This is a genomic window from Actinomadura sp. DC4 (assembly GCF_030406325.1).
Taxonomy (GTDB): Bacteria; Actinomycetota; Actinomycetes; order Streptosporangiales; family Streptosporangiaceae; genus Actinoallomurus.
This window is the reverse complement of the sequence record NZ_JAUEQY010000013.1, coordinates 135,013-147,250: the sequence shown is the minus strand read 5'-3', so window position 1 is coordinate 147,250 and position 12,238 is coordinate 135,013. Positions and strand designations below refer to the sequence as shown.

Sequence of the window (12,238 nt, the reverse complement as noted above, 5' to 3'; positions counted from 1 at the left end):
CAGACCAGTGGCTTGAAATATAAGAGCCAATGATGAAAAGTGGCCTTATGTCGCCTCGGTCGATCAACGCCACGACGCTCGCGCGGCTCCTGGGCGGCCCGCCCCGGAGCCGGCCCTACTACGCGGCGATCGCCGCCGGCGTGCGCGGCCTCGTGCTCGACGGCCGCCTGCCGCTGCGCACACGGCTGCCCGCCGAGCGCGACCTCGCCGTGATCCTCGGCGTGAGCCGTACGACGGTCACCTCGGCCTACGACGCCCTCCGCGAGGAGGGCTACGTGGAGAGCCGCCAGGGGGCGGGAAGCTGGACGGCGCTGCCGTCCGGCGCGCCGTCCGCGGCCCGCCACGGCCTCGCCGAGGACCGCACGCTCATCGACCTCGCCTGCGTGTCACCGGCCGTGCCGTCGGTGTTCGAGGAGTGCGTCGCGGCGGCCGTCGCCGAGCTGCCGCGCCATACGAGCGGCCCGGGCTACGAGCCGCTGGGCCTGGCGGGGCTGCGCGCGGCGGTCGCGGCCCGCTACACGGCGCGCGGCGCGCCCACCGTGCCCGAGCAGGTGCTGGTGACGACCGGCGCGCAGAACGCCCTGTGCCTGGTGCTGCAGGCGTTCACGCGGCCGGGAGACGCGGTGCTGGTCGAGTCGCCGACCTATCCCCACGCCCTGGACGGCCTGCGCCGCGCGGGCGCCCGCCTCGTGCCCGCCGGCGTCAACGCGGGCTGGGACCCCGAGCTCCTCACCGGCGGCCTGCGGCAGTCCGCGGCGCGCCTCGCGTACGTGATCCCGGAGTTCCAGAACCCCACCGGCCGGCTGATGGACGACACCACGCGCGCCGCCCTGGTCGCCACGGCGCGCGACACGGGCGCGTACATGGTCACCGACGAGACCTTCACCGAACTCGCGGTGGACGACGTCACCCGCCCGCGCCCGCTGGCCGCCCACGACACCGACGGTCGCGTCATCAGCATCGGGTCGGCGGCCAAGGTGCTGTGGGGCGGCCTGCGCATCGGCTGGATCCGCGCGGGCCAGGCCCTCGTACGGCGGCTGGCCGAGGAGAGGGAGACCGTCGACCTGGCCAGCCCGGTCCTCGAACAGCTGATCGTCACCGAGCTGCTGGGACGGATGGAGGAGATCACCGCCGAGCGCCGGTCGATGCTCCGCGAACGGCGCACCGCCCTGGTCGAGGCGCTGCGCGAGGACTGCCCGGGCTGGGAGTTCGAGATCCCCCCGGGCGGCCTGTCACTGTGGGCCCGCCTGCCGGGCGTGTCGAGCACGGCCCTGGCGGCGGCGGGCGCCCGCCACGGAGTGCACCTGGTCCCGGGCACCGCCTTCGGCGTCGACGGCGTCCTGGACGACCACCTGCGCGTGCCGTACGTCCTGCCACCGGACCGCCTGCGCGAGGCCACGGCCCGCCTGGCCCTGGCCCAGCGCGACGCCGACACCGCGGGCCTGTCCCGCCCCGCCTACGTGTGAGCCGACAGGTCGTCGACCATGATGGCCGCGAGCAGGGCGGCGCGTGCCGGCAGGGCGGCCAGGTGGAAGGACTCCTCCGCCGCGTGGGCGCCGCGGCCTCGTGGGCCGAAGCCGTCCAGCGTCGGCAGGCCGCGTGAGCCCGGAAGGTTCGTGTCGCCCGCTCCCGCTGCCGGGCGGCCCGTGATCTGCTGGCCGAGGTCCGCGCCGATGCGCGCGACCGTCGCCAGCAGCGGGTCGTCCGCGCGTTCGGGCCAGGTGGGGCGTGAGGACAGCACCTTCGCCGCCACGACCGCGCCTGCGCGGAAAGGCGTCGCGCCGGTGAGCGCGTCGAGCACGCGGTGCTCGGCCGCGGCCGAGGTGAAGCGCAGGCCGATCTCGGCCGACGCCGAGCCGGCGATCACGTTGGCCCGGCTGCCGCCCTCGATCCGGCCGACGTTGAACAGCGTCTCGCCGTCGTCCGGGACGATCACGCGTACCGCCGCGACCTGGTCCAACAGCTCGTCGATGGCGGAGATCCCCCTGTCCGGGTCCAGCGCGGCATGGGCCTCGCGGCCCTGGACGGTCAGCAGGATCCGGGTGCTGCCCCGGCGCGCGGTCTTCAGCGCGCCGTCCGGGTGCGGCGACTCCAGGCCGAGCACCGCGACCGCCCCGTCCAGGTGCTCCTCGATCACCGTACGGCCGCTCGGGCTGCCCACCTCCTCGTCGCGGACCGTCACCAGGCGCACCTGCCGTACGGGGGCCGCGCCTGCGGCGGCCAGCGCGCGCAGGGCCATCTCCACGGCGACCAGCCCGCTCTTCATGTCGAGCGTGCCCGGCCCGGCGATCGTCGTGCCGTCGTCGGTGTACGGCATGGTCGCCAGCCGGCCCACCGGCCAGACCGTGTCGTAGTGGCCGACGAGCAGCAGGTGCGGGCCCTCCTCCGGCCCGAAGGCCGTGACGAGATGCCCGTCGGTCCGGGAGACGCGGCCGCCGGCCTCCCGCTGGCCCGCCGCGATCAGCTCGGCGCAGCGGTCGAGCGCGGGCGCGTCTCCGGACGGCGACTCGGCGAGGGCGTACTCCCGCAGCCGCTCGCGGCCGAAGGACAGCAGGTCAGCGGTGGTGCGCACCAGGGAGGCGGCCACATCGGGTTCCATGCCACTGATACTAAACTCGACGTGGGACCGACGCTTTTTTCGTGTAAAAACCTGAAAAGAGAGGAATTTGTCGCTCTCTCCGTCCATCACCGTACGACCTCTCATCACGGCGGCCGAGATGCGCGCCGGAGTGGAGGTCTACCGCACCGCGTTCGCGCTCGCGCCGACCGATCCGGCCGTCAGCCCGCGGCTGCTCGCCGCGCTCTCGCGCAACGCCGGTTCGGTGATCGGCGCCTTCGCGGGGGAGGAGCTGATCGGCTTCACGTACGGCTTCCTCGGATCGGACTCCTCGACCGTTTACCACTACTCACAGGTGGCGGCGGTGCTGCCCGGCTGGCAGGGCAAGGGGGTGGGCCGCACGCTCAAGCTGAGCCAGCGCGACTACGTGATCTCCACCGGCGTGACCGTCATGCGCTGGGCCTTCGACCCCGTGCGCACTCACAACGCGCACTTCAACTTCGACGTGCTGGGCGCGACCGGCCGCTGGTTCACCCGCGACCTGTACGGCGTCGAGGACTCCGGCCGCGACCCGGGCATGCGCACCGACCGGCTGATCGTCGAGTGGGACCTGGTCGGGCATCCGGCACGGAACCTCCCGCGCCCGCCGTACACCGGCTGGGGCGAGGTGCGGCGCGAGGACGACGGCGACGCGCTGGTCGGGATGCCGCGCGACTGGGACGCCCTCGTGGCCCGCGACCGCGGCGCGGCCTCCCACCTGCGCGACGACCTGGCCGCCGCGCTGACCGGGCTGACCGGGGAGGGGTTCGAGGCGATCTCCTGCCAGACCTGCGACGGTCACACGGCCGTCTACCGCCTGCGGAAGGGAGGCGACCGGTGCCCCGCGTGACCATCGTGGAGGCGTTCCGCGTGAGCCTGCCGCTCGTGCACGCCTTCCAGACCAGCTCGCACCGCAAGTCCCACCTCGAGCACATCCTCGTGCGGGTCGAGGACGAGGACGGCGGGGCCGGCTGGGGCGAGATCGCCTCGCCGAGCGACCCGTACTACTGCCCGGAGACCGTCGACATCTGCCGGCTGACACTCGAGCGCTACCTCGCGCCCGCCCTGCTCGGCGCCTCCTGGGACCACCCCGTCGAGGTCGGCGCCCGCTGGGCGCGGATCCGCGGCCACCACTTCGCCAAGGCCGGCCTGGACATCGCCTGCTGGGACCTGTGGTCGCGCGCGGCGGGCATGCCGCTGGCGCGCGCCCTCGGCGGCGACCGCCCGGACATCGCGGCGGGGGTGAGCCTGGGCATCGAGCCGACCGTCGACGACCTCCTCGCCCAGGCCGGCCGCTACGCCGAGGAGGGGTACCCGCGGATCAAGCTGAAGATCGCCCCCGGCTGGGACGTCGAGCCCGTACGCGCCGTGCGCGACGCGCATCCGGGCCTGGACCTGCACGTCGACGCCAACGGCGCCTACACCGAGGACCAGTACGAGGTGTTCGCCACGCTCGACCGGTTCGACCTGACGATGATCGAGCAGCCGTACGCTCCGGGCGCGCTGGCCGCGCACGCCCGGCTGCAGTCGCGGCTGGGGACCGACGTCTGCCTGGACGAGTCCGTGGACGACCTCGACCAGCTCGACACCGCGATGGAGCTCGGCGCGGGACGGATCCTCAACATCAAGGTCTCCCGCATGGGCGGGCTGACCCCGGCGAGCGCCGCGCACGACCGGGCGGTCGAGGGCGGCTGGCGGGTCTGGTGCGGCGGGATGCATGAGTTCGGGGTGGGCCGCGCCGCCAACGTCGCGATCGCCGCGCTGCCCGGTTTCACGCTGCCCAGCGACGTCTCCGGCTCGGACAAGTACTACGCGCACGACGTGGTGGACCCGCCGATCCGCGCCACCCGGGGCCGCGTCCCGGTGCCCGCCGGGCCTGGCCTGGGCCACGCGGTGGACGAGGAGCTGGTCCGCCGCAGCGCCACCGAGACGCTCCGGATGAAGGCGGGCTAACCGGCCTGGGCGATGTGCTCGGAGATCAGGCGGGCGATCTCCCCGGGCTGGGTGAGCGGCACCCAGTGCGGTGCGCGGACCGGCCGTACCTGCAGCCGCTCGGCGAACGGCCGGGCCGCCTCGGCGGCCAGCCCCGGCGTCACGAACGCGTCCCCGGTGGGCACCACGACCTGCGTGGGCACGGTCGTACGGCGCTCGCCCGGCGTACGGCGCGCGCCGAGCATGTTCGCGCGGTAGAGGTTCACGCCCGCTGCGGCGTCCTCGGCGAGCGTCGGCGCCGGATGGCCGTCGCCGGCCGGCACGCCCTCGGTGCGTTCGAGGAGCGCGCCCCAGCGGCGGGCGAGCACGTGCCGCCAGACCAGCTCGGGCAGCACGGGCGTGTGGAACGCGGCGATGTACCAGGAGTGGGCGAGCTGCCGTAGCACCTTGCGCACCCCGGACCGCTCGCGCAGTCCCGTACGGGTCCAGTGCGCGGCGTGGTCGAGGCACGGCCCGGAGATCGAGGTGTAGGTGGTGAACCGCTCGGGCATCGCGCAGACCGCCTCCCACGACTGGATCGCGCCCCAGTCGTGCCCGGCCAGATGCACCGGGGCGCCGGGGCTGACGGCGTCCAGCACCGCCCGCATGTCGGCCACGAGATGCTCGAACCGGTACGCCTCGCGCGCCCGTGGCCGGGAGGAGCCGCCCGCGCCGCGCACGTCGTACGCGACGACGTGGAACCGCGCGGCGAGCCGCCCGGCCACGGCGTCCCAGACGGCGTGCGTGTCGGGGAACCCGTGCACGAGCAGGACGGTGGGCCCCTGGCCGCGTTCGAAGACGGCCAGCTCGACGCCGTCGCCCTGGACGCGCCGCTCGGTCACGGTCTCCTCGGTGATATTGGACACGGCGTGCAATATATGCCGATCTCGCCCCATCCGGTCAAGCGCAGCCGGGCAGTCGTTCGGCGCCGGAGTAGACGTTCATCGACGGACCGCGCAGGAAACCGACGAGCGTCATCCCGCCCTCCTCGGCCAGGTCGACCGCGAGCGAGGAGGGCGCCGAGACGGCGGCGAGCGCCGGGACGCCGGCCAGCAGCGCCTTCTGGGTGAGCTCGAACGACGCGCGCCCGCTCACGAGCAGCACGTGCCCGGTCAGCGGCACGCGCTTGTCCTTCAGCGCCCAGCCGACGACCTTGTCGACCGCGTTGTGCCGCCCGACGTCCTCGCGCATCGTCAGCAGCGTGCCCTCCGCGTCGAACAGCCCGGCGGCGTGCAGCCCGCCCGTCCGGTCGAAGACGCGCTGGGCCTTGCGGAGCGTCTCCGGGAGCCGGGCCAGCAGCTCGACGTCGAAGCGCGCGGGGTCGGCGCGGACGTCGTACCGGCTCCGCTGCCGGATGGCGTCGATGCTCGTCTTGCCGCAGACGCCGCACGCGCTGGTCATGAGGAAGGAGCGGTCGAGTGAGACCTCCGGCGGCTCCACGCCGTCGGCGAGCGTCACGTCGATGACGTTCATCGTGTCGGTGTCGGCGCAGTAGCGCATCGCCCGGATGTCGTCGGCGGCCCGTACGACGCCCTCGCCGTGCAGGAAACCGGCGACCAGGTCGAAGTCGTCGCCGGGGGTCCGCATGGTGACCGACAGCGGCGTTCCGGCCAGCCGGATCTCCAGCGGTTCCTCCACCACGAGCGTGTCGGGGCGCCCGCGGACACCCCGTTCGTCGATGTGCGCGACCCGCCGTCGTACCGTCACTCGGCCCATGGCCCGACGCTACCGCGCCCGGCCCGTTACGAGACAGGACCGGACCCTGACCAGGTGCGGTGGAAAGACCGCCGTAGAAGGATGTTGAATGGGGACGTGGGCATCGAGTCGTGGCCGGTTCTCCGCCAGCTCGCCGGGAACGACCGGCTGGGCCGGGGCGAGGCCGCACGCTCGAAGCGCACCGACGCTCTGCGCGCCCGCACCGGGGACGCCGACCGGGTCGTGGACTCCGTCTGCCCCTACTGCGCGGTCGGCTGCGGGCAGAAGGTCTACGTCAAGGACGAGAAGGTCATCCAGATCGAGGGCGACCCGGCCTCGCCCATCTCGCGCGGCCGCCTCTGCCCCAAGGGCTCGGCCAGCAAGCAGCTCGTCACCTCGCCCGGTCGCCAGACCAAGGTCCTCTACCGCCGCCCGCACGGCACCGAGTGGGAGCCGCTGGACCTGGACGAGGCGATGGACATGATCGCCGACCGGGTCCTCGACGCGCGGCGGCGCGGCTGGCAGGACACCTTCGAGGGCAAGCCGGTCCGCCGCACGATGGGCATCGCGAGCCTCGGCGGGGCCACGCTCGACAACGAGGAGAACTACCTCATCAAGAAGCTCTGGAGCGCGCTCGGCGCGATCCAGATCGAGAACCAGGCCCGTATTTGACACTCCGCCACCGTCCCCGGTCTGGGGACCAGTTTCGGGCGCGGCGGCGCCACGACGTTCCAGCAGGACCTGGCGAACGCCGACTGCGTCGTCATCCAGGGCTCCAACATGGCCGAGTGCCATCCGGTCGGGTTCCAGTGGGTGATGGAGGCCAAGGCGCGCGGCGCCAGGATCTTCCACATCGACCCGAGGTTCACCCGCACCAGCGCGGTGGCGCACGAGCATGTTCCCATCCGGGCCGGCAGTGACATCGTGCTGCTCGGCGCGCTCGTCAACCACGTGCTGAGCGGCGGCCACGACTTCCGGGAGTACGTCCTCAACTACACCAACGCCGCGGCGATCCTGGGCGAGGACTTCCGCGACACCGAGGACCTCGACGGGATCTTCTCCGGCTACGACGCCGACAAGCGGGAGTACGACCCGACCACCTGGGCGTACGCCGACGCGGACCCGCGGGCGGCGGCCGGCGAACGCGACGAGGCGGCGCCGGACGACCGTTCCCACGAGCACGGTCCGGGTGCGACGTTCGAGGCGACCCCGTCCGAGACCGGGCACGCGCCGGAGCGCGACGAGACGCTCCAGCACCCGCGCTGCGTCTACCAGGTGCTGAAACGCCACTTCGCGCGCTACACCCCGGAGCTGGTCGAGGAGATGTGCGGCATCGGCCCCGAGGCGTTCGCCGCGATCGCCGGCGCGATCGTCGCCAACTCCGGCCGGGACCGTACGACCGCGTTCGTCTACAGCGTGGGCTGGACCCAGCACACGGTCGGCGCCCAGTACATCCGCACCGCCGCGATCCTGCAGCTCCTGCTGGGCAACATCGGCCGTCCGGGCGGCGGCATCCTCGCGCTGCGCGGGCACGCGAGCATCCAGGGCTCCACCGACATCCCGACGCTGTTCAACCTGCTGCCGGGCTACCTGCCGATGCCGTACGCCCACGAGCACGAGGACCTCGACACCTACCTCGAACGCGCCGCCGGCGACACCGGCTTCTGGGGCAACAAGCGCGCCTACATGGTGAGCCTGCTCAAGGCCTGGTGGGGCGACGCGGCGACCGGGGACAACGACTTCTGCTTCGACTACCTGCCGCGGCTGACCGGCGACCACGGCACCTACCACACGGTCATGGACCAGATCGCCGGCAAGGTCCTGGGCTACTTCCTCATGGGGGAGAACCCCGCCGTCGGCTCGGCGGGCGGGCGGCTGCAGCGCCAGGGCCTCGCCGCGAGCGAGTGGCTCGTGGTCCGCGACCTCAACCTCATCGAGAGCGCGGAGTTCTGGAAGAGCTCCCCGGAGGTCGCCTCCGGCGAGACGCGCCCCGAGGACATCGCCACCGAGGTCTTCTTCCTGCCCGCCGCCGCGCACGTGGAGAAGGACGGCACCTTCACCAACACCCAGCGGCTGCTGCAGTGGCACCACAAGGCGCTGGACCCGCCCGGCGACGCGCGCAGCGACCTGTGGTTCATGTACCACCTCGGCCGGCGCGTACGCGAGCGGCTGGCCTCCTCCACCGACCCCAACGACCGGCCGGTCCTCGACCTGACCTGGGACTACCCGGTCGAGGGGCCGCACGACGAACCGTCGGCGGACGCCGTGCTGCGCGAGATCAACGGCTACGACGCCGACGGCAAGGCCCTCGGAGGTTTCGCCGGTCTCAAGGACGACGGCTCGACCTCCTGCGGCTGCTGGATCTACTCCGGCAGCTACGCCGACGAGGTCAACCAGACCGCGCGCCGCAGGCCGGGCCAGGACCAGTCCTGGGTCGCGCCCGAGTGGGGCTGGGCGTGGCCGGCCAACCGCCGCATCCTCTACAACCGCGCCTCCGCCGACCCGGAGGGCCGCCCGTGGAGCGAGCGCAAGGCCTACGTCTGGTGGGACGGCGAGCAGTGGACCGGCCACGACGTCCCCGACTTCGAGAAGGGCAAGCCGCCCTCGTACGTCCCGCCCCCGGGCGCCAAGGCGCAGGCCGCCATCGGCGGCGCCGACCCGTTCATCATGCAGACCGACGGGAAGGCGTGGCTGTTCGCGCCCAAGGGCCTGGTCGACGGGCCGCTGCCGACGCACTACGAGCCGCAGGAGTCGCCGGTCCGCAACCCGATCTACGCCCAGCAGAGCAACCCGGCCCGCCAGCTCTACCCGCGCCGGGACAACCGCTACCACCCCCCGGGCGGCACGACCTACCCGTACGCCTTCACGACGTACCGGCTGACCGAGCACCACACGGCGGGCGGCATGAGCCGGTTCCTGCCCTACCTGTCCGAGCTCCAGCCGGAGATGTTCTGCGAGGTCTCGCCCGCCCTGGCCGCCGAGCGCGGGCTGGTCAACGGCGGCTGGGCCACCATCATCACCGCGCGCACCGCGATCGAGGCGCGCGTCCTGGTCACCGACCGGCTCCGGCCGCTGCGGATCCAGGGCCGCACCGTCCACCAGGTCGGGCTGCCCTACCACTGGGGCAGCTCCGGCGTCGTCACCGGCGACTCGGCCAACGACCTGCTGCCCATCGTGCTCGACGCGAACACCCACATCCAGGAGAGCAAGGCCGCGACCTGCGACATCCGGCCCGGCCGCCGCCCGCAGGGCGCCGCGCTGCGGGCCCTCGTACGCCGCTACCGCCGCCTCGCCGGGATCCCGGAGGATTGATGGAGAACCGCCTGCACGGGCCGTTGCACGACGTCGCCGAGGAGGCCGGGTACGCCGACCCGCCGGAGCGGGCGGGGTTCTTCACCGACACCTCGGTCTGCATCGGCTGCAAGGCGTGCGAGGTCGCCTGCAAGGAGTGGAACGACGTCCCTGACGACGGCTTCGCGCTCACCGGGATGTCCTACGACAACACCGGGTCGCTCGGCGCGAGCACGTGGCGGCACGTGGCGTTCGTCGAGCAGACCAAAGCGCACGAGGTCGACGACGGCGCCGGGAGCAGCCGCTGGCTGATGGCCTCCGACGTGTGCAAGCACTGCACGCACGCCGCCTGCCTCGACGTGTGCCCGACCGGCGCGCTGTTCCGCACCGAGTTCGCCACCGTCGTCGTGCAGCAGGACGTCTGCAACGGCTGCGCCTACTGCGTCTCGGCCTGCCCGTACGGCGTGATCGACCGGCGCGAGGGCGACGGCCGGGCCTGGAAGTGCACGATGTGCTACGACCGCATCGGCGACGGCATGGAGCCCGCCTGCGCCAAGGCCTGCCCGACCGACTCGATCCAGTACGGCCCGCTCGACGAGCTGCGCGAACGCGCCAAGGCCCGCCTCGACGACCTGCACGACCAGGGCGTGGCCGAGGCACGCCTGTACGGCGAGGACGAGAACGACGGCGTCGGCGGAGACGGCGCGTTCTTCCTGCTGCTGGACGAGCCGGAGGTGTACGGCCTGCCGCCGGACCCCGTCGTCACCACCCGCGACCTGCCCGCGATGTGGAAGTGGGCCGGGGGAGCGGCGGCCGCTCTCGCGGGATGTGTCGCCGTGTCGTTCCTGGGACGGCGCTGATGCCCCGCCGCGGCGGCGAGGAGCGGATGGTCCCGCGCGCCGAGTTCCAGTCCTACTACGGGCGGCCGGTGCTGAAGCGCCCGCGCTGGAAGGCCCCGCACCTGCCCGGTTACCTCTACTTCGGCGGGCTGTCCGGCGCGTCGGCCACGATGGCGGCCCTCGCCGGCGCGACCGGGCGCGGGCGGCTCGAGACCACCGGCCGGATCACCGCCGCGACGGCCGCCGCCGCGGGGTCCGTGCTGCTCATCACCGAGCTCGGGCGGCCCGAGCGCTTCCTCCACATGCTGCGCGTCTTCAAGCCGACCTCGCCGATGAGCGTCGGCTCCTGGGCGATGGCCGTACACGGAGGGCTGACCGGTGCTTCGGCCGCCTCGTCGGTCACCGGGATCGCGCCGTGGCTCGGCCGGGTAGCGGGGGCAGGGGCCGCCGTGACCGGCCCGATGCTCGCCACCTACACGGGCGTGCTGATCGCCGACACCGCGGTGCCGGCCTGGCACGAGGGCTACCGTCACCTGCCGCTGCTGTTCGCGGGGAGCGCGCTCGCGAGCGCCGGTGCCGTCGGCATGGCGGCCGTGCCCGGCGCTGAGGGCGCCCCGGCCCGGCGGATGGCACTGCTCGGCGCGGGGCTGGAGCTGGCCGCCGCCGGAACGCTGGAGAAGGGCCGGGGGATGCGCGGCGAGCACCGCGAACTCGTGTCCGAGCCGTACCGCACCGGCCGCGCGGGCCTCCTGCTGCGCTGCGGGCGCGGCCTCACCGCGGCCGGGGCGGCCGGCACCGTCGTCGCCGGCCGTAGCCGTACGGCCGCCATCGTGTCCGGGCTCGCGCTCACCGGCGGAGCCGTCTGCACGCGCTTCGGGGTCTTCTATGCGGGGCTGGCCTCGGCCGAGGACCCCAAGTACACCGTCGTGCCCCAGCGTGCCGCTACTGGCGCTTGAGGCAGAGCACGTAGCTGAGGAAGCTGTACTTCTTGTTCGTGGCCCAGAACGCCGTCGTGTAGCCCGAGACGCCCCGGCACCTGGTCTTGTCCGCCGTGCCGGAGTAACGCTTGAGCACCTTGTACGGCGCCGAGCCGCAGGTCGCCTTGTGCATCTCCAGGTGCGGCGACTTGCCGGTGATCCGCACGCAGTCGCCGGCCTGGACGAACATCGACTCATCCGAGGTCGAGGACGACGACGGCGTGGGGAAGCTCGGGAAGGTCGGCGTCGGGAACGCGCTCGGGAACGAGGTCGGCGGGGAGAAGGTCGGCACCGACGTCGGCGGCGTGCTCACCGCGATCGGGGTGGTCGGCTTCTTGCCGTCGTCGCCGCTCAACGCCCAGATGATCGCGCCACCGCCGCCGAGCAGCACGAGGGCGGCCACCGCCGCGACCGCGACGACCGGGCCGGAGTTGTTCTTGCCGGGCGGGCCGGGGGGTGGTCCCCAGCCGCCGGGACCCATCGGGTCCTGCGGCCCGAACCCGCCCGCGGGCGGCTGGCCCCAGGGCGTGCCGCCTCCGGGCTGCGGCGGAGGGCCGTAGGCGGGCTGCTGCCCGTACGGCGGCTGTTGTTGCTGCTGGCCGGGGTACGGCGGCTGCTGCTGGTTCGGATACGAGGGCGGCTGCTGGCCCGGATACGGCGGTTGCTGAGGGGGATGGCCGCCGGAACCCTGTCCCTGCGGCTGATTCGGATAGGGCTGCTGGCCGTAGGCCTCCGGATGCTCGTGCACGAAACGGCCGCCCCTTCATTTCCCCGCAAAACGTGTCGTGGATACCCAACTAGGACTCGCCCTGCTGCGCAAATTGTTCTTTGCCTATGACGGTAGGTTTCGCCGTTTGGATCCCACCGCT

General features: G+C 73.2%; 10 protein-coding genes. 6 read left to right on the top strand and 4 right to left on the bottom strand.

Features of this window, described 5'->3' with window-relative positions; translation table 11 throughout:
• Positions 1 to 47 precede the first annotated feature (47 nt).
• Positions 48 to 1,466 carry a PLP-dependent aminotransferase family protein gene (locus QWU11_RS22300; RefSeq protein WP_290116152.1) on the top strand — a complete coding sequence of 473 codons (1,419 nt, stop codon included), beginning with the start codon at positions 48 to 50 and terminating at the stop codon, positions 1,464 to 1,466.
• On the opposite strand, the gene QWU11_RS22295 is transcribed toward QWU11_RS22300, so the two are convergent.
• Complete coding sequence (locus tag QWU11_RS22295; RefSeq protein WP_290116150.1) at positions 1,457 to 2,599, bottom strand: M20/M25/M40 family metallo-hydrolase; 1,143 nt, start codon at positions 2,597 to 2,599, stop codon at positions 1,457 to 1,459. The two genes, QWU11_RS22300 and QWU11_RS22295, sit on opposite strands and share 10 nt — an antisense overlap.
• Before the next feature lie 67 nt (positions 2,600 to 2,666).
• On the opposite strand from QWU11_RS22295, the gene QWU11_RS22290 reads away from it, so the two are divergent.
• Both QWU11_RS22290 and menC read left to right on the top strand, forming a co-directional pair.
• Positions 2,667 to 3,446 (top strand): hypothetical protein, encoded by a 780-nt coding sequence (locus QWU11_RS22290; RefSeq protein WP_290116148.1) that lies wholly within the window; start codon positions 2,667 to 2,669, stop codon positions 3,444 to 3,446.
• The gene (gene menC, locus QWU11_RS22285) at positions 3,434 to 4,549 is read left to right on the top strand and encodes an o-succinylbenzoate synthase (RefSeq protein ID WP_290116146.1); all 1,116 of its coding nucleotides are present in this window, start codon (positions 3,434 to 3,436) and stop codon (positions 4,547 to 4,549) included. Before QWU11_RS22290 ends, menC begins: the two co-directional genes overlap by 13 nt.
• Here the strand turns inward: menC and QWU11_RS22280 are convergent.
• Positions 4,546 to 5,433 carry an alpha/beta fold hydrolase gene (locus QWU11_RS22280; RefSeq protein ID WP_290116144.1) on the bottom strand — a complete coding sequence of 296 codons (888 nt, stop codon included), beginning with the start codon at positions 5,431 to 5,433 and terminating at the stop codon, positions 4,546 to 4,548. The two genes, menC and QWU11_RS22280, sit on opposite strands and share 4 nt — an antisense overlap.
• A 34-nt stretch (positions 5,434 to 5,467) precedes the next feature.
• Complete coding sequence (gene fdhD / locus QWU11_RS22275) at positions 5,468 to 6,283, bottom strand: formate dehydrogenase accessory sulfurtransferase FdhD (RefSeq protein WP_290116142.1); 816 nt, start codon at positions 6,281 to 6,283, stop codon at positions 5,468 to 5,470.
• A gap of 81 nt (positions 6,284 to 6,364) precedes the next feature.
• On the opposite strand from fdhD, the gene fdh reads away from it, so the two are divergent.
• From fdh to nrfD, 3 genes are read left to right on the top strand one after another with little or no spacing between them, the layout of a single operon-like run.
• On the top strand, positions 6,365 to 9,574 hold the full coding sequence (gene fdh, locus QWU11_RS22270) for a formate dehydrogenase (RefSeq protein ID WP_290116141.1): 3,210 nt from the start codon (positions 6,365 to 6,367) through the stop codon (positions 9,572 to 9,574).
• On the top strand, positions 9,574 to 10,413 hold the full coding sequence (locus QWU11_RS22265; RefSeq protein ID WP_290116135.1) for a 4Fe-4S dicluster domain-containing protein: 840 nt from the start codon (positions 9,574 to 9,576) through the stop codon (positions 10,411 to 10,413). Before fdh ends, QWU11_RS22265 begins: the two co-directional genes overlap by 1 nt.
• On the top strand, positions 10,413 to 11,348 hold the full coding sequence (gene nrfD, locus QWU11_RS22260) for an NrfD/PsrC family molybdoenzyme membrane anchor subunit (RefSeq protein WP_290116133.1): 936 nt from the start codon (positions 10,413 to 10,415) through the stop codon (positions 11,346 to 11,348). Before QWU11_RS22265 ends, nrfD begins: the two co-directional genes overlap by 1 nt.
• Here the strand turns inward: nrfD and QWU11_RS22255 are convergent.
• Positions 11,335 to 12,117 (bottom strand): hypothetical protein, encoded by a 783-nt coding sequence (locus QWU11_RS22255; RefSeq protein WP_290116131.1) that lies wholly within the window; start codon positions 12,115 to 12,117, stop codon positions 11,335 to 11,337. The genes nrfD and QWU11_RS22255 overlap by 14 nt on opposite strands.
• Between the last annotated feature and the right edge of the window lie 121 nt (positions 12,118 to 12,238).